Source organism: Nostoc sp. (genome assembly GCF_036917375.1).
In the GTDB taxonomy this organism is placed as follows: domain Bacteria; phylum Cyanobacteriota; class Cyanobacteriia; order Cyanobacteriales; family Nostocaceae; genus Nostoc.
Genome location: NZ_JBALDN010000041.1, coordinates 1 through 25,771, shown reverse-complemented (window position 1 = coordinate 25,771; position 25,771 = coordinate 1). Strand labels below are relative to the sequence as shown.

Annotated in this window: 21 protein-coding genes; 6 read left to right on the top strand and 15 right to left on the bottom strand. The window is 42.0% G+C overall.

Annotated features, from left to right (window positions below):
* Positions 1–73 precede the first annotated feature (73 nt).
* The 8 genes from V7K45_RS09970 to V7K45_RS09935 form a co-directional block, all read right to left on the bottom strand.
* Positions 74–199 carry a hypothetical protein gene (locus V7K45_RS09970; protein WP_335002856.1) on the bottom strand — a complete coding sequence of 42 codons (126 nt, stop codon included), beginning with the start codon at positions 197–199 and terminating at the stop codon, positions 74–76.
* Positions 200–388: 189 nt separating this feature from the next.
* Positions 389–991 (bottom strand): DJ-1/PfpI family protein, encoded by a 603-nt coding sequence (locus V7K45_RS09965; protein ID WP_335002854.1) that lies wholly within the window; start codon positions 989–991, stop codon positions 389–391.
* 215 nt (positions 992–1,206) lie between these two features.
* Positions 1,207–1,434, bottom strand: a complete 228-nt coding sequence (locus V7K45_RS09960) for an alpha/beta hydrolase (protein ID WP_335002852.1) — start codon at positions 1,432–1,434, stop codon at positions 1,207–1,209.
* Between the two features lie 139 nt (positions 1,435–1,573).
* Positions 1,574–2,023: a nitrate reductase associated protein gene (locus V7K45_RS09955; protein ID WP_335002850.1), complete on the bottom strand. Its 450-nt coding sequence runs from the start codon at positions 2,021–2,023 to the stop codon at positions 1,574–1,576.
* A gap of 47 nt (positions 2,024–2,070) precedes the next feature.
* Complete coding sequence (locus V7K45_RS09950; protein ID WP_335002848.1) at positions 2,071–2,523, bottom strand: phosphate-starvation-inducible PsiE family protein; 453 nt, start codon at positions 2,521–2,523, stop codon at positions 2,071–2,073.
* 296 nt (positions 2,524–2,819) lie between these two features.
* A complete protein-coding gene (locus tag V7K45_RS09945) occupies positions 2,820–5,060 on the bottom strand; it encodes a molybdopterin oxidoreductase family protein (protein ID WP_335002846.1) in 2,241 nt (746 codons plus the stop codon).
* A gap of 204 nt (positions 5,061–5,264) precedes the next feature.
* On the bottom strand, positions 5,265–6,767 hold the full coding sequence (locus V7K45_RS09940; protein WP_335002844.1) for a NarK family nitrate/nitrite MFS transporter: 1,503 nt from the start codon (positions 6,765–6,767) through the stop codon (positions 5,265–5,267).
* Between the two features lie 335 nt (positions 6,768–7,102).
* Positions 7,103–8,746 carry a ferredoxin--nitrite reductase gene (locus V7K45_RS09935; RefSeq protein ID WP_335002842.1) on the bottom strand — a complete coding sequence of 548 codons (1,644 nt, stop codon included), beginning with the start codon at positions 8,744–8,746 and terminating at the stop codon, positions 7,103–7,105.
* Positions 8,747–9,263: 517 nt separating this feature from the next.
* Here V7K45_RS09935 and V7K45_RS09930 point away from each other — a divergent pair.
* The 4 genes from V7K45_RS09930 to V7K45_RS09915 all read left to right on the top strand — a co-directional run bounded on the left by V7K45_RS09930 (position 9,264) and on the right by V7K45_RS09915 (position 14,260).
* On the top strand, positions 9,264–9,677 hold the full coding sequence (locus V7K45_RS09930; protein WP_335002840.1) for a QcrA and Rieske domain-containing protein: 414 nt from the start codon (positions 9,264–9,266) through the stop codon (positions 9,675–9,677).
* A 39-nt stretch (positions 9,678–9,716) separates the two neighbouring features.
* The gene (locus V7K45_RS09925) at positions 9,717–11,018 is read left to right on the top strand and encodes a HEAT repeat domain-containing protein (RefSeq protein WP_335003032.1); all 1,302 of its coding nucleotides are present in this window, start codon (positions 9,717–9,719) and stop codon (positions 11,016–11,018) included.
* A gap of 881 nt (positions 11,019–11,899) precedes the next feature.
* Positions 11,900–12,652: a WGxxGxxG-CTERM domain-containing protein gene (locus tag V7K45_RS09920; protein ID WP_335002838.1), complete on the top strand. Its 753-nt coding sequence runs from the start codon at positions 11,900–11,902 to the stop codon at positions 12,650–12,652.
* 630 nt (positions 12,653–13,282) lie between these two features.
* Positions 13,283–14,260: a LysR family transcriptional regulator gene (locus V7K45_RS09915; protein WP_335002836.1), complete on the top strand. Its 978-nt coding sequence runs from the start codon at positions 13,283–13,285 to the stop codon at positions 14,258–14,260.
* 184 nt (positions 14,261–14,444) lie between these two features.
* Here V7K45_RS09915 and gcvP read toward each other — a convergent pair whose 3' ends face one another.
* From gcvP to gcvT, 3 genes are all read right to left on the bottom strand, one after another.
* On the bottom strand, positions 14,445–17,375 hold the full coding sequence (gcvP, locus tag V7K45_RS09910; protein ID WP_335002834.1) for an aminomethyl-transferring glycine dehydrogenase: 2,931 nt from the start codon (positions 17,373–17,375) through the stop codon (positions 14,445–14,447).
* A gap of 194 nt (positions 17,376–17,569) precedes the next feature.
* Positions 17,570–17,959: a glycine cleavage system protein GcvH gene (gcvH, locus tag V7K45_RS09905; protein ID WP_289797706.1), complete on the bottom strand. Its 390-nt coding sequence runs from the start codon at positions 17,957–17,959 to the stop codon at positions 17,570–17,572.
* Positions 17,960–18,084: 125 nt separating this feature from the next.
* Complete coding sequence (gene gcvT, locus V7K45_RS09900; protein ID WP_335002832.1) at positions 18,085–19,221, bottom strand: glycine cleavage system aminomethyltransferase GcvT; 1,137 nt, start codon at positions 19,219–19,221, stop codon at positions 18,085–18,087.
* A 191-nt stretch (positions 19,222–19,412) separates the two neighbouring features.
* Between gcvT and V7K45_RS09895 the strand changes: the two genes are divergently transcribed.
* On the top strand, positions 19,413–19,910 hold the full coding sequence (locus tag V7K45_RS09895) for a pentapeptide repeat-containing protein (RefSeq protein WP_335002830.1): 498 nt from the start codon (positions 19,413–19,415) through the stop codon (positions 19,908–19,910).
* Positions 19,911–19,982: 72 nt separating this feature from the next.
* On the opposite strand, the gene V7K45_RS09890 is transcribed toward V7K45_RS09895, so the two are convergent.
* Together V7K45_RS09890 and V7K45_RS09885 are read right to left on the bottom strand one after the other, a co-directional pair.
* Positions 19,983–21,749: a tetratricopeptide repeat protein gene (locus V7K45_RS09890; protein ID WP_335002829.1), complete on the bottom strand. Its 1,767-nt coding sequence runs from the start codon at positions 21,747–21,749 to the stop codon at positions 19,983–19,985.
* Between the two features lie 351 nt (positions 21,750–22,100).
* The gene (locus V7K45_RS09885) at positions 22,101–22,307 is read right to left on the bottom strand and encodes a hypothetical protein (protein ID WP_335002827.1); all 207 of its coding nucleotides are present in this window, start codon (positions 22,305–22,307) and stop codon (positions 22,101–22,103) included.
* On the opposite strand from V7K45_RS09885, the gene V7K45_RS09880 reads away from it, so the two are divergent.
* Complete coding sequence (locus tag V7K45_RS09880; RefSeq protein ID WP_335002825.1) at positions 22,301–22,444, top strand: hypothetical protein; 144 nt, start codon at positions 22,301–22,303, stop codon at positions 22,442–22,444. The genes V7K45_RS09885 and V7K45_RS09880 overlap by 7 nt on opposite strands.
* A gap of 72 nt (positions 22,445–22,516) precedes the next feature.
* Here V7K45_RS09880 and V7K45_RS09875 read toward each other — a convergent pair whose 3' ends face one another.
* Together V7K45_RS09875 and V7K45_RS09870 are read right to left on the bottom strand one after the other, a co-directional pair.
* Positions 22,517–23,047, bottom strand: a complete 531-nt coding sequence (locus tag V7K45_RS09875; protein ID WP_335002823.1) for a hypothetical protein — start codon at positions 23,045–23,047, stop codon at positions 22,517–22,519.
* A 408-nt stretch (positions 23,048–23,455) separates the two neighbouring features.
* Positions 23,456–25,627: a tetratricopeptide repeat protein gene (locus V7K45_RS09870; RefSeq protein ID WP_335002821.1), complete on the bottom strand. Its 2,172-nt coding sequence runs from the start codon at positions 25,625–25,627 to the stop codon at positions 23,456–23,458.
* Positions 25,628–25,771 lie beyond the last annotated feature (144 nt).

Sequence of the window (25,771 nt, the reverse complement as noted above, 5' to 3'; positions counted from 1 at the left end):
ACTAACCTTAGCCACATTAGCAGCAGCATTGCTAAATCCACTATAGCTTCACTTACTGCTAAGAAATTTAAAATTATTGGTGCAAAATTTCAAATTGTTTCACCTCATGTAAAGAAGTATTCCATCTGCTGAGAGTTTGCCCTAAAACTGGCTTGTTCGGCGGCTCAATCAGATTGTCTCGATGCTGTACTTTTGACATCGTAGCTGCAAATTAAACCCACTGCAATTTATTAAAAAATAGTATTTTTTACTGCATTTAGTTCCATTTCAAAAATATATAATTTTTAGTCGTCTGTTGTCAGTTGTTTTTGCCAAAGCTCTTTTGGAGTAGGGAGTAGGGGAAGAAAGTCTTATAAAGATTGAACCAAAATATTTCTAGTATCTTGTCTCAAACAACTGTAGTCAGTTCTGGGTGTTCAATCTTAGTTCCAAGTACTTTGAGGAATTCTGCTAGCCAATCTGGGTGAGCAGGCCAAGCTGGTGCTGTCACTAAGTTACCATCAACTATTGCCCGGTCGACAGGGATATCAACATAGATCCCTCCAGCACTCTTGATATCTGGGCTACAAGCAGGGTAGCCAGTACATCTCTTGCCTTGCAGTACATCAGCAGCTGCTAATACCTGCAAGCCGTGGCAGATGGCAGCAATCGGTTTATTCGCTTGGGCAAAATGACGGGTGATTTCTAGCACCTGCTGATTGAGGCGGAGATATTCTGGTGCCCTTCCTCCAGGAATGACTAAGGCATCGTAGGTTGTGGCTTCTACTTCTGCGAAGGTAGCATTTAAAGTAAAATTGTGTCCGGGTTTTTCGCTGTAAGTCTGATCTCCTTCAAAGTCATGAACTGCTGTCCGCACCTTATCGCCAGCTTTTTTGTCGGGGCAAACTGCATGGACAGTGTGTCCCACCATTTGCAATGCCTGGAAAGGAACCATCACTTCATAGTCTTCTACATAGTCGCCAACAAGCATCAAAAGTTTCTTTGCAGCCATATATTTGTTACCCTCACCTATTAGTCATCAATAGTTGTTTATAAAGTAAATGTTAATTTAGAGTCAGCTTTTTTCGGCGTTAGTTTATATACGAGTTTTTGATACATGACATCAATCACTGTGTTTCATGTATAAATTCAGAGTTGCAAGTTAACAAAATGTAATGCATTTTACAAGAACATAGTTAACGCCGTTAATATCATAGCCTCCACAATTCAGCAGCGCTGCCTTGAGTTGCCTTGGCTGCAAAACAGGTCGGATAGCAAGTTTGTCTGCATAGACGGGATTGGCGATCGCGCAATTTTTGCCGCAATCTGAGCGCCAGCCGATTCACCTGCTAACACCATACGGTTCGTATTAATATGGAAGCGTTTCGCATTTTGTTGAAGATAGGCGATCGCAATTCCACATTTATAATAAATAAATCTAAATATCTGCCTCACTTTTAGATGAGAACAATACAATGGAATCCCGTGTTTATCAATACCAGAACAAGGGACTGAGTTTCAAATTGAGATTCCTATTAGTTGCCTTTAGGAGACTAAGAAGATGATAATTCAACAACTATGGTCGAATGGCAAATTAAAGCAGATGAAACTCTGCGATCGCTCTAGGAAAATTTTTGTTTTCATGTCCTGGTTGGCTAAGTTTAATCAAAGCAAAACGCTGTAAGGGTGTTAAAGCTGCCCAATGTTGCTGTGTCAGGCTTACACCTATTTCTTGAGCTTTTTCCTGAACGCTAGCTGGTACAGTGGCATCTAGCCATGCAGGATGAGGCTCAATGGGCAATTTTTTAGCTGGTACACCTGTGCGTTGTACGATCAATTGCTCGATATGCTCGCGGTAAGACTGAATTTCTGTTTCTGTAGTGCAAGGTAATTCGACTAAAGCTTGACGCTCATTTGTAGTCATTTGATTCCAATCAGCCAATTTTAGCTTGATGCCACAGGTATCTAATTTGCAACGTACCTGCATGGGTATACAGCGCAAGGAATCAACAAAGTCTGCTTCAAATTGAAAAAAATCTGTCATAAGAAGTATTTAAAATTAGCTGATTATACTGTTGCCTCCTGCCTCCTTCAATCTTTTGAATTACTGACACGAATTATCAAATAACTAATTGATAAGGCAAGAATAGCTACACCTAGACCGATTATATCAAGACCGCCAATTTTTTCTAAGTCAAGAATAATAATTTTTCTGGCAACAGCAATTAAAGAAGTGACAATAACTAATTCAACTTGAAAAACGTGTCTTCGTAAATAGGCTGTAATATTTTCTAAAATTTCTAAGGCAATTAAAATATTTAAAAATAAACCGAAAACCTTATACAGGGTTTTGTTAAAACTCCCATACGGTATTGTAAATAATTCTTTAAAAATAAAGAGTCCTAAATCTGCGATCGCTACCAAAATTACGACCACCATAAAAATAGATAGAATTTTAGAAACTAGCACTTCTATGTTTTCAATGATGTGCATGAAGTTCTCATCTTTGGTAGCTCCTAGAATTCGCCTCACTAACTTTTTCATCTGCTGCACCCGATTCTAAAATAAAAGAAAATCCCATAGATAAATCTAGAGGATTGAAAAAATATTACTTGCTGATGTTGTGTAAGTTTTCTATCTTTGTTTTATTCTTTATCCATAGATAAAATTAACTCTAGTAAAATCCCTTGTTACTAAAAATTTACCTCTTTAGATATAGTAATTGGTAACAGTCAAAATTAGAGAGTTAGAAAAAATGATAATAACTATTGACTATTGATTATTGACTAAATTACCTATTGCTGGTTGTAAATTACCAGTTTCGAGCTACACTTTGCAGCTTACCATCGTGAAGACTGAAGTTGATGATTTTTGATGGGAACTTCCACCGAAATTGGTATTAGCTGTACCGCACAGGCTTTTAATTCTGGTTGTAGTGAATCGGGGCACGATTCTGGATGGGTGAGGGCATTGGCTTCGGCATTATCTGCCCACAGCGAACCCCAGTGCATAGGGACAAAAACTGTACCAGGCGCGATCGCTTTTGTCACTTTAGCAGGAAACTTCGCTTTACCCCGACGCGATCGCACTTCCACATACATACTATCGACAATACCTAACCGAGTCGCATCACGCGGATGAATTTCGATAAACGGTTCGGGATGCATTTTGCAAATTTTTTCAATTCGACCGGTGCGTGTCTGCGTATGCCAGTGTCCGTAAAGTCGTCCATTAGTTAGCACAAACGGATAATTTGGGTCTGGCGGTTCTGCCAATCCCTTGGAGTAATATGCCCCAAATCGAGCGCGTCCATCAGGGGTGTGGAAGCGGAGATTGGTGTAGAGGCGTTTGGAGTGCTGAGTTTTGAGTGCTGAGTGCTGAGTTGTTTCTTTAAACTCAGTACTCAGCACTCGGTACTCAGCACTCTCTTCAGGATGAGGCCATTGAGTCGGGCCTTGTGTCTGTAATTGCGCGTGACTAAGACCTGTCATATCGCAGGGGCGATTTTTAGTTAGTTTGACAAACTCAGCGTAAACTTCCGCAGAGTTAGCAAAGGCAAATTCTCTCTGAAAACCTAATCTACGTCCAACTTCGGCAAAAATTTCCCAATCTGCTTTCGCTTCTCTTGGCGGTTGGCGGAATGCTGAACACAGAGTTACCACCCGTTCGGAGTTTGTCATCACGCCAGTTTTTTCACCCCACTGGGCTGCTGGTAGTAAAACGTGAGCGTAGGCAGAGGTTTCTGTGGGATAATATGCGTCTTGGTAAATAGTGAAAGGCGATCGCAACAATGCCTTTTTAGTCCGTTCCAAATCTGGCATACTCACAGCGGGATTAGTAGCTGCAATCCACAGTAACCCTACAGCATCATTTTCTAACCCAGTAATCATGTCCCAAGCAGTCAAACCGGGATTTGGCGAAATTTGTCCCGGCTTAAGTCCCCAAAACTCCTCAACTTCTGCACGGTGCTGCGGATTTTTCACCGCCCGATAACCTGGTAATAAATGCGCCAAACCTCCAACTTCCCGTCCTCCCATCGCGTTCGGCTGACCTGTGAGGGAAAAAGGGCCAGCTCCAGGTTTGCCAATCTGTCCAGTCATCAGGTGCAGGTTAATGATAGTTCTAACCTTAGCTGTCCCTTCTGAGGATTGATTCACACCCATTGACCATAAAGAAAGTACCCGCTCAGATTTACCCCAATAGCGAGCTGCTGTTTCTAAATCTTCAATACTGATTCCACATTGACGAGCTACCACTTCTGGCGGATAGTGGCGAATAACTTCAGCATAAGCCGGAAAGTTGCTGGTGCAGTCATCCATGAACATCGTATCAATATAGTTCCAGCGCATCAACAAGTGGGCGATGCCGTTTAACAAGTCGATATCTGTACCGGGACGAATGGCTAAATGCAAATCAGCAGCTTCTGCGGTTGGTGTACGACGGGGATCGACCACAATCATTTTGACTTTGCGGTTCTTTTTGTGATATTTCTCCAGCCGATTGAAAACGATGGGGTGACATTCGGCTGTATTAGTACCAATTAAAAATGCACAGTCGGTTAACTCCAAGTCATCGTAACAGCAGGGCGGCCCATCTGAGCCAAAGCTTTGAATGTAGCCAGCCACAGCACTAGACATACATAAGCGAGAGTTGGCATCAAAATTATTAGTGCCCAGACAGCCTTTCATGAGTTTCTGAGCTATGTAATAATCCTCAGTTTGGAACTGACCGGAACCATACATACATAAAGCTTCTGGCCCTTGGGTGAAGCGGACAGTTTGAATGCGTTTGGCGATCAGATCGAAAGCTTCATCCCAACTAACGCGGCGAAACTCTCGATCTAATGAGTCTCGCACCATTGGGTAATGTAATCTATTTTTATCTAAAGATTCTGCGATCGTTGCACCTTTGACGCAAACCATACCCTGACTGGATGGATGGGCTTTATCACCCCGCACCCGCCAATTTGGATTTCCTTGGCTATCTCGATTAGTTGCTTTGCCAAGTTGGGCTGGAGGTGAAACTTCTAAACCGCAGCCAACACCACAGTAAGGACAGAGAGTTTTGGTAAATTCACTCATGGCAGTTGTACCATTTTGTTATTTTGATTGTGCAACCTCAGATGTAGCAATAGGTTGAGAAGCATAACTTAGTACAATGTTTAAGCTAGTGCAAGAGTGTTTGTAGTAAGCACTTTAGTGCTTAGAAAAAAAGGACTAAAGTCCTTACTACGAACTATAAGAATTTATTTGCTTTATTGCCTAGTCTCTATTTTCAAGACAGGTCTATTCTTCAGTTAAGAAGATAGGGCTTTTCGTTGCGGTTTCTGGTAATTCACCTTCAAATGTGGCGGCAAAGGAACCTTTGGGTTCTTTGAGGAAAAAGGCACACATAAAAGCGCAGACTAGAGCAGCTAAACCCATTGTGGAAAATAGTGTTGGAGCATCGGTTAAGCTGAAAATTGTCAGGTAAACTACGCCGCCAAAATTACCGTAAGCTCCCACATTACCGGCAATTTGTCCAGTGGCTTCTTTCTTAATTAGGGGGACGATGCTGTAGGTTGCACCGCAGCCAGCTTGGGCAAAGTAGGCGGCAAACATTGTAACTGCGATCGCTACCGGAATCGGCCAGCTACTATTAATAAAATGTGCCATCAAATAACTAATACCAATGCCAGCACTGATAATTGTCATTGTCCACTTACGGGAGCTAAATTTATCAGAAATTAAGCCACCACTAGGACGAGAAATCAAATTTAAGAATGGATAGGTAGCGGCAATCATCCCAGCGGCAACATGTTCTAAAGCAAAGGTTTTTTCAAAGAATGCTGGGAGCATGGACACCGCTGCCAGTTCGCTACCAAAGTTAGTTATATAAGTGAATTCGAGTAAGGCTACTTGACCAAATTGGAAGCGTTCGGATGGAGCATAAGTTTTCTTGCCAATTAAAAGTTCTCGGTTTACTTCCCAGGCTTTGTAACTTTGGTAAGCAAATAATCCTGCTAATAGTAACCAAGTCAGATACATTTGGCTCAAAGTTAGGAAGTGAATGTTCTTTTGTTCCAAACGCCAAGCCAATAAACCCAAGGCAAAAATTAAACCAAAGTTCGAGACAATCATCGCCCAAAAGCTTTTAACGCTGGTCACTTCTAGAGCACCATTTTTCTTAGGTTTCTTGTAGACTTTACCTGTGGGCGTATCTTGGACGTTGTTGTAATAAATGACGCCGTAGATAGCTGCAATAATTCCTGTAAATGCGATCGCAAACCGCCAGTTAGAAGCACCACCAGCGAAAAAGCTCGTAGAAACTGCAATCATCGGTAAGGCAAATTCTGCACCAAAAGCCCCAAAGTTGCCCCAACCTCCATAAATACCTTGAGCAATTCCCATCTCCTTCGGCTGGAACCATTCGGACACCATACGGATACCCACAACAAACCCAGATCCGACAATCCCCATCAGCAAACGACTGATGACTAGTTGATTAAAATCTTGCGCTAGCGCCGTCGTCAAACAGGGAATAACCGCAAACATTAGCAGCATTGAGTAGGTGATTCTGGGGCCAAAACGATCCAGAAGCATCCCAATAATTAGTCGTGCCGGAATTGTGAGGGCAAGGTTACAGATGCCTAAAGTTTTGATTTGCTCAGGCGCTAGATGTAGTTCTCTGCCAATGGTTGTAGCGAAGGGGGCAAAGTTAAACCAACAGACAAAGGTGAGAAAGAAAGCAAACCAAGTCTGATGTAAGATCCGGTAGCGATCGCTAAACGAAAATAAGTTTTTAAGCATTCCAATCTTTCTAATTGAATAAAATACGGTGAAGAGGTAGGGAAAGATGAGCCTTAAAGTTTGAAGATTAAGCCTTAAAGGTCAAAGGTTAAGCCTTAAAGTTTGAAGATTAAGCCTTAAAGGTCAAAGGTTAAGTCTTTAAGGTCGAAGGTTAAGCCTTGAAGTTTGAAGGTTAAGTCTTAAAGGTTGAAGGTTAAGCCTTTAAGTTTGAAGATTAAGTCTTAAAGGTTCAAGGTTAAGCCTTTGAGTTTGAAGATTAAGCCTTAAAGGTTGAAGATTAAGCCTTGAAGTTTGAAGTATGAGTTTTACCCAATGCCGAATACCCTCGATAAGTACTAGCAGTTACCAACTAGTAAGGCTTCTTGCTTGAGTTTCGCCCCGAAGTTTTTGATCAGTAAGTCTTGCAATACTGGCTGCAAGTCTTCGCATGGGATACCTTTGATAACACAAGTTCCCAAATGGGCATCTTTGCCAACTTTGCCGCCCATATAGATGTCAACACCTTCCAAGGTTTTGCCATTTTTGCGAGTTTTAGTTCCCATCAAGCCGATGTCTGCAACTTGGGGTTGTCCGCAGGAGTTGGGGCAACCTGTCCAGTGAATTCGCACTGGTTCGGTGAAAGTTAACTCTTCTTCTAAGACTTTAATCATTGCCAGGGCGCGGTTTTTGGTTTCGATCAGGGCAAAGTTGCAAAATTGTGCGCCTGTGCAAGATACTAGCGATCGCGTCAGCAAACCTGGGTCAATAGAAAATCTTTTCAGTAAATTCTCTGTTAAAAATGTTGCTAAACGAGAGTCAGCAATATTGGGGATCACAATGTTTTGCTCAACTGTGAAACGGATTTCGCCAGTGCCGTAAACTTCGGCTAGACGAGCAATTTCAAACATATCTTCAGCATACAATCGACCAACAGGAATATTCAAACCTGCGTAATTTAATCCTGGTTGTTTTTGTTTATATACCCCGATGTGGTCGCGTTTTTCCCAGTCGATCTCGTCTTTAGGTGCTGCGGATATTAATGATTTACCCAAACGGTTTTCTACTTCTGCTCGAAACTTATCTAAACCCCATTCATCAATTAGCCACATCAAGCGCGATTTTTGCCGATTAGCACGCGGGCCATGATCCCGAAATACTTCCAAAACCGCTCTACATAAAGCTACTACATCTTCTGGAGCCACCCAAGCATTCAGAGGAATCGCCGCCTCACAACGTTTAGCAGAGAAAAAGCCACCAACTAAAACGTTAAACCCGAAAATTTTGTCATGGGAATCGGCAGAGAGTAAATTTTGCTCCCCTGCTCCCCTGCTCCCCCGGTTACTGAGCGTAGTCGAAGTATGCTCCTCTGCTTCCTTAAATGCTGGTACAAAAGCTAAATCGTTAATTTCAGCGTGAACCGAATTGTCTCGTCCACCTGCGATCGCAATATTAAACTTCCGTGGTAAGTTGCTAAATTCTGGGTTTCCTTCGCCTTTATTGGTGAGCATATCTTGAATTTGCTGTACCAACTCTCGCGTGTCGTACAACTCATCTGCATCTAACCCCGCCACGGGATCGCCTGTGATATTGCGAACGTTATCCATCCCTGACTGAACGCTGGTTAAACCAACTGCGTGAAATCTATTAAAGATATCTGGTAAATCTTCAATTCTGATCCCCCGTAATTGGATATTCTGTCTCGTAGTAATATCAGCGCAACCATCATCTCCGTAACGCTGCACCACTTGCGCCAAAACACGCATCTGGCTGCTGGTAAGAATACCGTTAGGCATCCGCAACCGCATCATAAACTTGCCTGGGGTAACTGGGCGAAAAAACACCCCTACCCATTTGAGTCTATGATCGCGATCTGTTTCGTTCATTGCCTCCCAACCCAAGGCGGCAAATTTCTCTATCTCACTCTTGATGGCGAGTCCATCTTTTTCTGCTTTTAATTTCTCGAACTTATTGAGGCTAGTGGTAGTTGCTGTGTCTGTCATGAGTCTGACTCTTGTTGCAAATTACTGATACGATGAGGAACTGTGATTGTAATTGCCCAATACCAATCAACCCGTAGTTACATCAGGTGCTGTATCTAGGAGGATTAGGGAATAAAAATTTAATATTTAATTACGGCTGATTATTTTTACTCAAGAACATTCCAACGCGAAACTTCAAATCCGTCATTAGTTAAGGGAAACTTGTGGCCATTTACATCTTGGGAATTTGTCAAGCAGGTTTAGATAATGTTCATGTAACAATTTCGATACTCATAACTTAAGATGACTTTTTTGTTAAAATCGTATAAATTGTTACGATTTTCGGGAAAGTTTTCTAAAAACGCATGAATTCTATGCATTACTTGCATTAAAGTCACCCATAAGCGATGCAGCACCCTTAATCACCGGTATTTGAGAAGACTGAAGTAATTTTGGATCGCCATAGATTAATCTCAAATCTAAAATCCAAAATTGAATGGCAGATGTTAGCTAAAACTCAGATATTATTTCAGCAGCTATGAAACGTCGTGACTTTATTAATTGGGTAGGTTTGGGTTTGATTGCGAGTTCTTTACCTGTAGCGATCGCAGCTTGTTCTACTCAAACAACTCCAGCATCTAAAGATTGGCAAACAGTAGGTACATCGGCAGAATTAGATAAAACAGGTCAATTGCTGGCAAAAAACTCGCCTGCTGGGCCTGTGCTGGTAGTCGGCACATCTAAAGCCGGAACTCTAACTGCTGTTAACCCTACCTGTACTCATGCCGGTTGCACCGTAGCATGGAAAGCTGATGCCAAAAAATTCGCTTGTCCCTGTCATGGTTCGGAATATGGAGCCGATGGTAAAGTGCAAAAAGGCCCAGCAACCGCCCCCCTGAAAACTTACGCCGCTAAGATTGAGGGCAATTCGGTTGTAGTTAAGCCCACTTAGTGAAGGCAAAAGGTAGAAAATTGATCATTCAAGCAAGATATTGTGAGTAACATCAAACAGCTTTTGGTACAAGCTGAGGCAGCATATTATGCGGCTGATTGGTCATCACTAATTCAATATTTGCAACAGTTAATTTTAGGGGCAGATTCAGAACATCCAGAGATAGTTAAAAATCGAGAATATCTCCTGAAATTAACACTTTCAATCTTAGAGATGGGGGATTTTCAGCAACGCTGGGAAATTACCAAAGTGTTGACTCACTTGGGAAATATTGCTATTCCACCTCTGATTGAGATATTAGAAGATGAAGAGGCAGAAGAAGAATTGCGCTGGTATGCAGCAAGAACTTTGGGCGAATTTAAACACCCAGAAGCGATCGCATCAATAGTTGAATTGTTGAAAAATGATGAGGATGAAGAACTGAAAGCGATCGCAGCTACAGCACTGGGACAAATGGGTACTGTTGCTATTGCTTCACTAACTGAACTTCTATTAGATGAAAATACACGGCTTTTAGCAGTGCGATCGCTTTGTTGTATTCGGCAACCAGAAATTATCACACCGCTATTAAGTGTAGTGCAAGATCCACAAGCAGCAATCCGCGCCGCCGCAATTGAAGCCCTCAGCAGTTTTCATGACGAACGCGTACCACCAGTATTGTTAAAAGCTTTGGACGATCCAGCCGCCACAGTGAGGCGTGCAGCAGTGCTTGGTTTAGGTTTTCGCCCCGACTTACAGCAAGCATTAGATTTAGTAACGAGACTGCAACCTAAACTTTACGACTTTAACCTTGATGTTTGTTGTGCAGCCGCAGTTACCCTTTCTCGAATGGGTAGTGATGACGCTGCCAAACACTTGTTTGAGTTGCTCATTTCACCCCAGACACCGATAACCCTGCAATTAGAAACCATCCGCGCTTTAAGCTGGGTGGGAACGCTATCGAGTTTGGAATATTTGCAACAAGTACTTAATCAAAGTACTTCTGAGACAGTATGGCAAGAAATTGTCACAGTTTTGGGACGAGTGCAAAAACCGGAGTTAACTACACCAGCGGTAGAAATATTACTGCAAATGCTGCGAGCGCCACATCCAGCCACAGAGGTTGCTAGCATCAAAAGTGCGATCGCTTTGTCTTTAGGACAGTTAGGTGAAATGCAGGCAATTGAACCATTAATTTCGCTGTTAGGCGATTCTAATGCATCAGTGAGACTACATGCGATCGCAGCACTGAAAAATCTGGATAGAGAAGCCACACATCAACAATTGCAGCAGTTAGCGAATAATGACACAATCACACCAGATTTAAAACAAGCAATAGCGATCGCTTTAGCCGAATGGTAAATTTCAGTGTCAACTTTTAATCGCGTCGCGTCTTGTAAAGCCTGCGGCATAGCTACGCTTAGGAGCGCAGCCTCTCGTAGATAAGAAAGGATTAAAATCCTTGTTACAAACCTTTAATTATTTATGCCATCCTACTCAACTGACAATAAAAGTATTCCTTAAGTCTAAAGTAAGACACATCTGGAGTATGAAGTTATAAGTTCTCAGGTGAAATAAGATTGTGAAGTATTCTTAATAGAGTCTCAGCTGCTAGCAGCATCTGGCTGTATAAAGTTTTTAGTTCATTTATATCCAACTAACTAAAAGCTAATGTCAAGAAAGTAATTATATTTATTCAGGTGAAAAACCTGTTTAACTTAGCGATCGCTTGTACTTCTTAGGTCAGTCTGTTTATCTAATTACAAACTCTATTCTATAATGTTGAGTTTTATCACACTTATAGACTAACCTAACTTGAATGCCAAATTAATTCCTGGGATATAAGTGGTTTTACTCTTATGGTAGAAGTCCAGCGAAAAACTAACACTTATGCTATCTAAGATTAACAAAATAATTCACAATAAGTAATTAAATAAAATAGGGAAGTAGAAATAAGTGTAATAATATCATATTTATTTTCTATTTTGAGCAAGCGATTTTGTTCGTAAGTTCTTAATCCTAAAGTAGTAATTACTGATTATGAGTTATTTTGCTTAACGTGAAAAATAGTGAGTTGTTGTGGTATTTTCAAATCCTTTCAACTTTTCTAGAAGAAGCTAAGTAAAATACTCTGCAATCTGCCTTTTGATAATTTACCTAATTTAGCAGTGGATTGAAGAGAAATATTGCTTTTGTAAATCAATCAAGCACACAAATCTAGAACATAACAAGGAACCATAAGCATGAAGCCTTTCAATTTATCTAAAGCTGTTTTAGCTACTGTATTTGCCATCAGTTTCGCTTCTGTATCCTTACCTCCTTTAGTTTCCGCCCAAAGTGGAGGTTCCGGCAGTGGAGGCTCCGGCTCCAGTGGTGGCACAGGTACAGGTGCAGGTGCTGGAACCACAGGAAGTGGCACAACAGGCACTGGCTCAGGTGCAGGCAGTGGCTTAGGTGCAGGAAGTGGCACAACAGGCACTGGCTCAGGTGCAGGTAGTGGCTTAGGTGCAGGTAGTGGCACAACAGGTACTGGAACCACAGGCACTGGAACTACAGGTAGTGGCACAACAGGTACTGGAACTACAGGTAGTGGCACAACAGGTACTGGAACCACAGGCAGTGGCACAACAGGTACTGATTCCACAGGCACTGGAACTACAGGCAGTGGCACAACGGGTACTGATTCCACAGGCACTGGAACTACAGGCAGTGGCACAACGGGTACTGATTCCACAGGCACTGGAACTACAGGCAGTGGTACAACGGGTACTGATTCCACAGGCACTGGAACTACAGGCAGTGGTACAACAGGTACTGATTCCACAGGCACTAACAGGAATGCAGGCGTCACAACTTCCGAAAGAAATACCGATCGCGGTTTCAATTTTGGTTGGCTAGGTTTACTTGGTCTAGCTGGTTTAGCTGGACTGCGTAATCGCGAAAAAGTTCGGGCTTATAGAGATCCCGATGAAGTAACAGGTTCTCGCTCCAGATAGTATTCATCACACTCTAGGAGGGCACAGCCGTAGTCTGTGCCCTCTATGTCTTTTGCAAATCTATGCGATCGCATCTGTACCCGTAAGTTGTAAGACATCTTGCAAAAGTAACTTTTGCAAGATGTCGGGGAAAGGTTAAAGGGTAAGGGGAAATTCCATTCTTTTCCCCTTTGCCCTTTACCCCTTCCCCCACTTCTGCAAGAAGTCTATAGTTCGCTACAGTTCAACTATCAGCTTCTGTAATCACAAGAGAGTGGCTCAAAACGATACCGTTAAAAATATTATCTAAAAATTCATATATTTCAGCGGAAAATAGTCAATTATTTTTTGGGCGAAATTTACCGAAAAAATCGGTGCAAAGCGCATCATTGACGACCAAGGCGGTCAAATCTGATTTACTTATACCATTTTGGATTTTAGACTTCGGCTACGCTCAGTCGAACGATTTTAGATTTTGGATTGTGAAACATCCATTGGATAAGTGTTTCAGTTTTCCATCTGTCGCAATCATTTTTCAAATTGGTATTAAATGTCAATCAGAGAAAAAAAGCTGTAACAAACTCTACTAAATTGTGGATAAAAATCCGTTAACTTTATAAAACTGATCAATGTAATTCAGGCTACATAAAAATGCGCCTCGAGCAGTTGCAAGCCTTTCTAGCGATCGCCCAAACCGGCAGCTTTCAACAAGCAGCGCGAACATCTGGTGTTACCCAATCAACGATTAGTCGCCAAATCCAAGCATTAGAAGCAGATTTGGGGATAGAACTGTTTCACAGAAGCACTCATGCCAAACTGACACTAGGAGGCGAACGTTTGTTACCCCGCGTTCGCAAAATTTGTCAAGAGTGGCAGACTGCTACAGAAGAATTAGCCGATTTAATCGCCGGAAAGCAACCAGAACTTTGCATTGCCGTGATTCACTCTCTATGTGGATCTTACTTACCACCAGTGTTGCAAAAATTTTGTTATGATTATCCAGATGTGCAATTGCGGGTGACTTCATTGGGAAGCGATCGCGCCCTGAAAGTCCTCAAAGATGGATTGGTGGATTTAGCAATTGTGATGAATAATCGCTTTTTAACTACCAGTAGAGAAATGGTGGTAGAAGTACTTTATGATGAACCTATAGAAGTTTTAACCGCAGCCAATCATCCCCTCGCACAATATGAATGTATCCCTTGGTCGGAGCTAATTCGTTATCCCCAAGTGGTTTTTAAAGATGGTTATGGGATGCAACGCTTAATACAAGATAAATTTGAGCGGATGGAAGCTACACTCCAGTCGGTTTTAGAGGTAAATACTCTAGATGCCTTCCGAGGAGTTGTGCGCCAAGGGAAATTGATAGCTTTGCTACCTCAATCAGCATTACTGGAAGCACGTCTTGACCCTACCCTGGCAATTCGTTCTTTAGCCAGTAATAATACTAATGGTTTAGCAGATGGTTCCAGTTTGACTCGACGGGTAGTTATGGTGACAACTCAAGATCGTCTGCAAATTCCTCCCATTAAACATTTTTGGCAACTCGTGCGGGAAAATATTCCACTACAAATTGACCAACAGCGATCGCCTTCGTCAACTGCGATTTTGTTAGACAACGTAAGTTAATTAAATCAACGTGAGTTAGTCATTAAGTGGCATCGTCAGACAAAAAACAAAAGAAATAGTAGCTTAGTAAGCGGGCTTCATTTGTGGTTGAAGATGGTCGTCCAGAAATACAACAAGCTTACAGCTATTTTCAGATAGATAGACCACGCAGTAGGAGCGCAAGGTCTTGCGCCCCTACTTCAGTTTAATAAGAATCCATTGGCAGACAAGAACAAACAAAATTGCGATCGCCAAAGGCTGCATCAATGCGACCGACAGCTGGCCAGAATTTATATTCACGAGTCCAAGGCGCAGGATAGGCAGCTTGTTCGCGAGAATAGGGATGCTGCCATTCTCCGATAATTAAACTTTCGGCAGTGTGGGGTGCATTCTTCAAAACATTATCTTGGATATCCACCTTGCCAACTTCTATTTCGGCAATTTCTTGACGAATAGAAATCAACGCATCACAGAAACGATCCAACTCTTGTTTAGATTCACTTTCTGTAGGTTCCACCATGATTGTACCCCCTACAGGCCAGGAGACAGTCGGCGCATGGAAACCGTAATCTATGAGACGCTTGGCAACATCATCGATTTCGATCGCAGCAGATTTTTTGAGCGATCGCAAATCTAAAATACATTCATGGGCAACTAGACCATTTTTCCCCTGATACAAAACCGGATAGTACGATTCCAGTTTCTTGGCAATGTAATTAGCGTTGAGAATCGCCACCTTAGTCGCATGGGTTAAACCATCTGCACCCATCATGGCGATGTACATCCAAGAAATGACCAAGATACTCGCACTACCCCAAGGCGCAGCAGCAACCGCACCAATATGTGAGTGCTGAGTTGAGTCGTTGATAGTAACAACAGGATGTCCGGGGAGAAAAGGCACAAGATGAGAAGCAACGCCAATGGGCCCCATACCAGGGCCACCGCCACCATGAGGAATACAGAAGGTTTTGTGCAGATTCAAGTGACAGACATCCGCACCAATATCCCCAGGACGGCAAATTCCTACTTGGGCATTCATATTTGCCCCATCCATGTAAACTTGTCCGCCGTGACTGTGGACAACAGCGCAGATTTCCTGAATTGGCTCCTCAAATACACCATGAGTTGAAGGATATGTCACCATTAAGGCGGCTAATTCATTGCTGTGTTTTTCTGCCTTCGCCTTCAGGTCAGCAACGTCAATATTACCTTGTGAGTCACAGGCAACAGCCACCACCTTCATCCCGCACATCACCGCACTTGCAGGGTTTGTCCCATGTGCCGAGGTGGGAATCAAACAAACATTGCGATGTGCTTCACCCCGATTTTCGTGATATTGACGAATTACTAAAAGTCCAGCATATTCGCCCTGAGAACCAGCATTTGGTTGCAGAGAAATTCCCACAAAACCAGTAATTTCAGCTAACCATGCTTCAAGTTGCTGGAATAGGATTTGATAACCTTGCGTTTGCGACGCCGGGGCAAATGGATGAATCTTGCCAAATTCTTCCCAACTTACCGGAATCATCTCAGCAGTTGCATTCAACTTCATTGTGCAAGAACCCAAAGGAATCATCGATGTCGTTAGGGACAAGTCCTTGCTTTCCAGCTTGTGCAGATAACGCAACAACTCCGTTTCTGAGTGATAGCGGTTAAAAACTGGGTGAGTGAGATAGGTGCTTTGACGGCTAAATGGTTCACCGCTTAAACCTGATTGGTGAATTATCCATTCCATTTCTTGGACATTCAAAACAAACCGTAGCTCATCTGTCTCCGCAAAAATCTGGCATATATCTCGCACATCATCCAATGTGGTAGTCTCGTCCAGTGAAATACCAACAGTAGATGTATCAAAAATACGTAGATTAATTTGACGAGCTTCAGCAGCTTGTAGAATTTCTTGCAGAGGTTTAGTTCCTAACTCCACCTGTAGCGTATCAAAGAAAGGTTTAGAACTGATGCTGTAACCTAATCGCTGCAACCACTCTGCCAAAATCAAAGTCAGGGAATGTATCCTCTGAGCTATTGTCTTAAGTCCATCTGGCCCATGATAGACGGCGTACATACTTGCCATTACCGCCAGCAGCACTTGTGCAGTACAGATATTACTAGTAGCTTTTTCGCGGCGGATGTGCTGTTCGCGGGTTTGCAAGGCGAGACGTAATGCAGGCTTTCCTTGGGCATCTTTTGAGACTCCCACAATTCGCCCTGGAACCAGCCGTTTATACTCTTCCTTCGTAGCAAAGTATGCTGCATGGGGGCCACCAAACCCCAAAGGAATACCGAACCGCTGAGTGCTTCCGACAGCAATATCAGCGCCAAATTCCCCAGGAGGGGTCAGCAAAGTTAAACTTAAAGGGTCTGCTGCTACCGTTACCAATGCACCCTTAGCATGGGCTTTTTCGATAAAAGCGCGGTAGTCGTAAATAGTGCCATCACTTGCAGGGTATTGCAGAACAACCCCAAAAATTGGTCGATCAAAATCAAATGTTTGATGATCGCCAACAATAATCTTAATCCCTAATGGTTTAGCGCGTGTTTGCAACACGTCAATAGTTTGGGGATGGCAGTCACGAGAGACAAAATAGGCATCTGCCTGATTTTTGGAGACACCATAGCTTAGGCTCATCGCTTCAGCGGCGGCTGTGGCTTCATCAAGTAATGAAGCATTGGCAATTTCTAAACCTGTGAGGTCGATAATCAGGGTTTGAAAATTCAGCAGCGCTTCTAGTCGCCCTTGGGCAATTTCTGGCTGATAGGGAGTGTAGGCAGTATACCAACCTGGGTTTTCTAAGATATTACGCCCAATCACAGGTGGGGTAATAGTGTCGTAATAGCCCATACCAATGTATGAACGGAAAACCTGATTTTTGGCAGCAACTTTTTTTAACGATGCCAGTGCTGCATACTCACTTTCTGCTGCTGGTAACTTTAGCGTTTGCTTCAGCCGAATTGCCTGTGGAACTGTTTGGTCAATTAAGGCATCCAGGCTGGGAAACCCCAAAACCTTAAGCATTTGCTGGATGTCATCGGAGTTAGGGCCAATGTGTCTTGGCACAAAACTACTTAACTTTTGACTTTTTTCATCCAGCACTTGCTGCTCATTAGACTTGAGAATAGGGGCGTTTAATACCACAAATTACTCTCCAGATAATACTATTTCATATTTTGCAATAAATACTCTTAAACTGGGGGGTGGGGACTGGGGATTCGGAAGATATTGGATAGGTGAATAAGAGTAATTGTTAATTACCTTCTCCACTCACCTACTCCCTTACTCTTCCACTCAGCACTCAGCACTCAGCACTCAGCACTCAGCACTCAGCACTCCTACTCCCCTTCTACTTGGGCGCGATACTCATCCGCTGTCAAGGCATCCTCAACTTCGCCAGGGTCATTGACGCGCACTTTCAAAAACCACCCTTCTCCGTAGGGGTCTTCTGACACTTCTTCGGGAGAACTAATTAAGGCTTCATTCCGTTCTATAACGGTGCCTGTCACTGGTGAATTCAGTTCCTCAACGGCTTTCACTGATTCAATTGTGCCAAAGTTTTCTCCCCTGGTAAGAGCGTCGCCAATTTCTGGCAGTTCCAAAAAGACGATATCACCCAATTCATGTACGGCAAACTCAGTAATGCCAATGGTGGCGATTTCACCATCTATTCGCACATATTCATGAGAATCCAGATATCTGAAATCTTGAGGATATTCAAAAGACATATCACTTCCTCTCCCTTATTAAAAAAATTATTGCCCCAATAGTCATCCAAGCCATATTTGGTAATGAACCTGACTGTAGATTGAATAACTCACAACACATTATTCCTCAAAAACCTCAGCGCTTATTAGTTGGCAACACGATTTTTTGACCGATAAAAGGGACGTTTAACTACAACTGCTGGATAAGCTTTGCCGCGAATTTCGACTTCTAGCTGCTGACCAATAGTTGCTAACTGGGTGGGAACGTAGCCTAATGCAACAGGATAACCAAGTGTAGGTGACAAGGTGCCACTAGTTACTTCTCCCACAACTTTACCTGTGGATAACACTTGATAGCCATGACGGGCAATGTTGCGTCCTTGGGTTTGCAAACCAACTAATCGGCGCTGCACTCCCTTGGATTTTTGCTCTGCTAAAACTTCCCGACCAATAAAATCGCCTTTAGTATCTAAGTGAACTAGCCACCCTAAACCTGCTTCTAAAGGTGTGGTGGTGTCATCTATATCTTGTCCATAAAGTGCCATTGCTGCTTCTAGGCGCAGAGTGTCTCTCGCACCGAGTCCACAGGGGATAACACCACTTTTATGGAGACTTCGCCACAATTCTACTCCCACATCTGGGTCTAGCATCACCTCAAAGCCATCTTCTCCGGTGTAACCTGTGCGGGCCAAAAAGGCAGGTTTACCTAGTAGAGTTGCTTCTAAATGTCCAAAGGCTTTGATTGGTTGTAAGTCTTCTTGCACTAATGGCTGGAGATATTTAATCGCTTTTGGCCCTTGGACGGCAATTAAGACTTTATCTGGTGAAAGGTCTTGGAATTGCAATCTATCTAGGTCAAGGTGTTGCAATAGCCATGCTTTATCTTTATTGGAGGTTGCCGCATTAACTATGATGAATGCCTTTTGTGTACCACTGGTGTCTTCACCTTGATAATAAACAATGATGTCGTCAATAATTCCCGCTTGGGGATTTAACAATACGGTGTATTGTGCTTGACCAGCTTGCAAACGACTCAAGTCGGAAGGTACTAGTGGCTGGAGTTGGGAAATGAGGTTTTTACCTTGGAGGGTAAATTTGCCCATGTGGGAAATATCGAACATTCCGGCTGTATTTCTTACAGCCTCATGTTCGCGGCTAATTCCACTAAATTGCACGGGCATTTCCCAGCCGCCAAAGCTGGTAAGGCGTGCTTTGAGTTCTACACCCAGTTGATATAAAGGGGTTCGCGCCAGAGATTGGGCGTTGTCTTCTTGATTAGCCACAGGTAATTATTGCGATCGCACCTCAACATCTATCATCCTACGAGAGATTAGGGAAGAGGTGACGGGGGACAGGTGATAGGGAATAATCTCTACTTTGTAACCTATTCCCTATCCCTTCTTCACTCCCTTGTCCCCTTCTGTAAGGTTTAATAGTTAATGGTGGAAATGTTGAGATTTATTAAGAAGAGATTATGAAATATTGGCAACTGTTAGCTAGCTTTGTCTTAGCTATGGTTCTTTTTTTGTTTCCCCTATCAGCACAAGCTGCAAGTTCTTCCAGTATTACCCGTTCTGTGGGAAATGATGAACTCAAGGGCAAGGATTACTCTGGTCAAAGTTTAATTGGTACTGAGTTTACCAATCTCAAATTAGAGAATGCTAATTTTAGCAATGCTGACTTACGTGGTGGCGTATTTAACGGTAGCGTATTGGAGGGAGTAAATTTACATGGTGCTGATTTTAGTGAAGGCATAGCCTATCTAACAAGGTTTAAGGATGCTGATTTAAGTGATGCTGTGTTGACTGATGCGATGATGCTGCGTTCTACTTTTGATGCTGTGGATGTCACCGGTACTGATTTTACGAATGCAATTTTAGATGGAATACAAGTGAAAAAGCTTTGTGTTAACGCAAGTGGTGTGAATTCTAAAACTGGTGTGGAAACTCGCAAATCTTTAGGATGTAAGTAAAATCATATCCCTCTTCTTCGCTGAAGAAGAGGGATATGATTTAAAACCGTTCGAGGATACAGAGAGCGATCGCTACTGATATGCTTCTCTTAAAAAGCTGGCATAATTTGCCCGAACCGTCATAGTTGTCGGATGACTTATACCTAAAGTCCGTTCGCAAATTTTCAAAGCTTTCTCAAATAAGGGCTTGGCTTTCCTGTAGCGTCTTGTATGACGGTAGAGTGCTGCTAAATTATTCAGGCTGATGGCGACATCGGGATGGTTATTTCCCAGCAGGCGTTTACTCAGTTCTAAGGCTTGCTCATACAAAGGTTCGGCTTGCTTGTAACTTCCTGTAGATTCGTAAAGTTGTGCTAAATTGTTCAGGCTGGTGGCAACATCGGGATGGTTATCTCCTAGCAGGCGTTTTCTCAGTTTTAATGCTTGCTTGAGCAAGGGTTCGGCTTCGCTGTAGCGTTTTGTATAACAGTACAATGCTCCTAAATTGTTCAGACTCGTGGCAACATGGGGATGTTCTTCTCCTACTAGGCGTTTCCACAGTTCTAAAGCTTGCTGATACAAAGGTTCGGCTTCGCTATAGCGTCCTGTATATTCGTAGATTAATGCTAAATAGCTCAGGCTAGTGGCGACATCGTTATGTTCTTCTCCTAGCAGGCGTTTTCTCAGTGCTAAAGCTTTCTCCAGCAAGGGTTCGGCTTCCCTGTAGCGTCCTGTAGTTTCGTAGAGTGCTGCTAAATTGTTAAGACTAGTGGCGACATGGATATGTTCTGAACCAAGACGATTTTGAGTTAGTTCTACACACCGTTGCAACCAAGGTTCTGCTTGCTGATAAAGTCCTTGACTTTGATAAAACCAGGCTAATTTGGTAAACAGAGTGATTAGATTTTCATCGCCTAGATATTCGGATAGGTGGGTTGCAACTTCTGTAATGTGCGGGATATGTGGAGTGAGGTTGAGAATATCTTCAGAGTTAAGCTGTTGCGGAATTAGCTTTGCTACCTCTAACATCATGGCTGCAAATTTAGTTTTTGCTTCATCCGCCTCACTTGACTTATCCAACTTAGCTTGTAAAAGTTGTCTAATTTGTGGATTTAGAAGATAAATTCCTTGACTTTTCTGTTGTAGCAAATGCAATTCCAATAAATCGGCTATGGCTTTCTCGTTAAGTTCTTGTTTTTTGTCATCTTCTATTGTCTCAACAGATAAGGGAATGTCAGCTAAAGCACACAAACTTAGCAAACAGCCAAAGCTTTGGGCATTTTCATCCAACTGTTCCCAACTCAATTCAAAAGCTTCAAATATACCGTATTCATCAGACATCAATGAGTTAGCATTGACTACTGGTTCATGTTCCACTCGTTTTTTCTCTAGCCGCTTCAGCAGTGTTTCCAGAGACAAATCTGGCATTTTATCCAAATATCGTCCCACTAACTCTAACGCTAAAGGTAAATATCCCAAAAATTTACAAATTCTTCTGGCAACCCAAGCTTCTTGTTGCAGTCGTTCTCGAACCACTAGCGATTTTAATAGTTTCATCGCCGCCAATGGTTTGAGGGCATCTAATTCGCTATTATATTTTAGGCTCAGATAAGCTTGTAACTTTTCTAGTTTGTCTCGATTGTTGAAAGTCGCTAACTCAGGAGAATTCTGGGCAAACTTGTCATATACCTCACCCACCCACTTTGTGAAAGCGGCAATATCAACGTTTAATTCGCTGGCAAGTTTAACTTTAGTTTTACCTAAGTTTTCTGTCTGAAAATATTTTGTAAAAGCTGCCGTTTGCTCTAGAGATAAGCCATTCGTAGCAGCTTCTTTGGCTAGAAAATTAGCCCATTGCATAAACAGCTTGTAAAGTTTATTTTTATTGTAGCTTTGTCTTTATTAGTAAGTATTCTCTCTTTGGGGTAAAAATACCATTTGGATAGAAATATTTCAAAGCAGTGGCTTGCCTTTAGATATCGTCACTTGAGCCTCTGAAGTTCAAATTTCGAGTTTTGTAATCAAAATGGTTATGCGATGTCTAAGAGCGGGCTACGTCTATGCTCTTTGTCACTTAGTATGAGAATCTAACCATAGAGGTGCAGTATTTCGACTTCGCTCAATAACCGGGCACGGAGGAAGAGAGAAGAGGGAACAAAAGCTATTTTAAGTTAAAATTGGTGGCGATCGCTATTCCCTTGCTTGAAGTTTTCAGTAAATTAACCAAACTATCTGATAACCACAAACCAGCGTCACGCAAAGCTTGAATCCAGGAGATATTCTTGGGATTATTCCACGTCTTTTTGCTAATATCAGCAAGCCTCCGGTTCCGATAGTATTAATACCTAAAGCTTGACCGCAACGCCGTGCTGCTCTATCGTCAACAATAGCAGGACAGTCGGAATTTTTTAGTGCCAAACTCAATTCATTTAACTGCTGCGGCAATTCGCATTTCTGGAATAAATTCTTTTGGATTTTTACAAAATGCTGAAAATACTGTTTCCTACTTGAAGCGACGCGAACATTTAACTCAACCTACAAATATTATTAACTGAATCAGATTGCGAGTTAAGGGATAATTGATAATTGGTTTTCCAAAAGAATTAATTTCAGAAATTAGACCGTATCTAGCGGTATCTAGCAGTTCCAGTGAGTACTATAGTTTGATATGACTGTAATTGTCCAAATAGGGGAGTACGAATAAATCCTGATGTTCTTTGAGTAGTTAAAATGGCTTCGGTTTGGACAGGAGTTTCTCGTGTTCCGATCGCTAGGTTGATAATTGGTATGAGTAAGCTCAGTTTAACTATATTTCCTCCCAAATCAGGGTTTATTGGTCTGCTAATAATTATCGTCAATAGCGTCCCGATATCAGTAGCTAATGTCTGAATTTGATCGCCACTAAAATGCTCAGAAATTTTTTGAGTTTTGTAATCAAGCTGTGGAACTCCATTGATAATTGAATACTTGATTTTAGTATCTTTACCTTCAAGTTCAAATTCATTTGGTCGTTGCACAACAATTGCTTGTGCTGGCTTGGTGGATTTGGTAATCACAAAAGATAATAGTGATGTCGTGGTTAAGCCAGTCACAAAAGTGAGAGCAGTTTTGAGAACTTGACGACGGGGAAATTTTGAGGATATGTCTTTAAGGTTCATAATCGTAATTTAAACCATTGATAAAGATATATTTCTCTTTTTAGAAAGAGAATAAGATTGCGCTATCCGATATAGAGCGAGACGAGCGCTAATATGATTCTAGATTATTCAGTTAGCAAGGTAATTAAAATACCAATTGTTGATTTTTGACTCTTCAGTTAGATAAAAATAAATTTCTGATGACAATATTAAGTGGTGTTGCAGTTCGTAAGCGATCGCACTGGAGCCTTTGAACCTCGAAGTTGCACTTTTGAACTCAAAATGCCTATACAATGTCTACGATGGGCTACGCCTACGCACTATTCTTGACTGTACTATTTAGTGTGTAGAAGGCGATCGCTGCTAAAATTTGAACTACAACTGTTGTGTAGCATCAATTTGGTGTGATTTTTTGAAAGGGTGCGATCGTTAGGGATATGCTTTTTTTAAAAGAATCTCATAATTTTCTCGAATCATCATTGTACGAGAATGACCTACACCTAAAGTAAGGTTGAGAATTGCTAGGGCTTGCAGGTAGAGGGATTTAGCTTCGTTGTAGAGTTCTGTACAACTATATAATCCTGCTAAGTTGTTCAAGGTTGTAGCAATATCAGGATGGTTCTCTCTGAGTAGACGTTTTCTTAATTCTAAAGCTTTCTGTAATAGAGGTTTAGCTTCATCGTAGCGTTTAGTATAACTGTAAACCATTGCCAGGTTGTTCAGACTTTGAGCAACGTCAGGATGATTTTCCCCGTGTAAACGTTTTCTCATTTCTAAAGCTTTTTTTAATAAGGGTTCAGCTTCACCGTAGCGTTTTTGAGAATTGTACAAATTACCTAAATTGTTTAAAATTTGAGCAACGTCAGGATGGTTTTCTCCTTGTAAAGATTTTCTCAATTTTAAAGCTCGTCTGTACAGCCTTTCAGCTTCAAAGTAGTATCCTTGACCTTCGTAGAATGCTGCCAAATTATTCAAGCTTTGAGCAAAGTCCGGGTGGTTCTCTCCCTGTACGTGTTGTCTTATTTCTAAAACTTGCCTATATAGTGTTCCCGCTTCACTATAGTGTTCTTGAATTTCATAAATAGCTGCTAGGTTGTTCAGGGTACGAGCGACATCCAGACTTTCATCTCCTAAAACAGTAATGAAAATTTCTAAAGCTTGAAAATAAAGGCGTTCAGCGTCGCTATATTTTCCTTGAAAATAGTACAGTGTTGCTAAATTATCCAAAATAATGGCAAAATCGATATCACTGTTTACTAACAAGTATTTCCATAATTCCAACGCTTGTTGATACTCTGCTTCAGCTTCGTTGTAGCGTCCTTGATCTTTATAGAGATTTGCCAAATTATTTAGGCTTACGCTGACATGGTAATGTTTTGAACTAAGGCGATTGTCAGTAAGTGTTACACACTCTTTTAACCAAGGTTCTGCCTGTTCATACAACCCTTGACCTTGATAAAACCAGCCTAAGCCTCTGAAAATAAAGATTAAATCCCCATCCCTGATATAGGCAGTTAGATTATTAGCTACTTCTGCCAAATGGGGGATAAAAGAAGCAACTTCCTTAATCAAATCATGGGTAGCTTGTTCAGGAACTAGCCTTGCCTTCTGTATCATCTGTGCTGCAAAAGCGGTTTTTACTTCATCCGCCTCACTTGACTCATCCAACTTCATTTGAAAAAATTGCCGAATCAGTGGATGTAAACGATAAATTCCTTTACTTTGCCATTGTATTAAATGCAGTTTCCGCAACTCAGCTATAGCTTTCTCCTTGAGTTCTTGTTCATCGTCATCTTTTATCGCCTCAACAGAAAAAGGAATGTCAGCCAAAGCATACAAACTCAGCCAACAACCCAAGCTTTGTGCATTTTCATCCAACTGTTCCCAACTCAATTCAATAGCTTCAGCCACACCATACTCATAACGCATCAATGGGTTAGCCTTAGCTATTGCTTCGTGTTCCAGTCGCTTTTTCTCTAGCCGCTTCAGCAGTGTTTCCAAAGACAAATCTGGCATTGTATCCAGATATCGCCCCTCCAACTCTAACGCCAAAGGCAAGTATCCCAAGAATTGACAAATTTTTCTGGCAACCCAAGGTTCGCTTTTCAGCCGTTCTCTGTCAACTAGCGATTTTAATAATTTCATCGCCGCCAATGGTTTGAGAACACCCAAAGGTAATTGCGGCAAAGTTCTATCAAACCCCAGGCGGGTTGTCAGCAATACTTTAAACCGGGGTGATTCTGGTGGTAGATAAGGCTGAACCTGTTTTTTGTAGTCGGTGACATCATCAAACACCAACAGCACTTCACCTTTTTCCCAATTCTGCCAGCAGTATCTCAGCCTATCTGTTAATTCCCAGTCATCCGGTGCAATGAGTTTAAATTTTAATTCAGCAAATCTGAGAATTTGAATTCCGACATCTATTCCCTGTGCAGATAACCAGCAAACTCCACCTTGATAATTCTGCAAGTGCTGTTTGGCGTATTGGGTAGCCAGTTCAGTTTTGCCGACTCCACCCATACCCGCCACAGCTACAATTGCAACTTGCCGAGATGTTTGTAATTTCTGGTGCAGTTCTTCTAGTTCCACCTCACGTCCCACAAATTTTTCAAATGGAACAGCAGGGGGAATATTTTCATCAATTTCCTTATTTGTGGGGTGGGCATCTTGCCATTGGTGTCAAGTTAAGAAAATTAGAGTCTTGTCAAGTGGGTAAAATTCAATGGTTAAACTCAAAACAGTGGT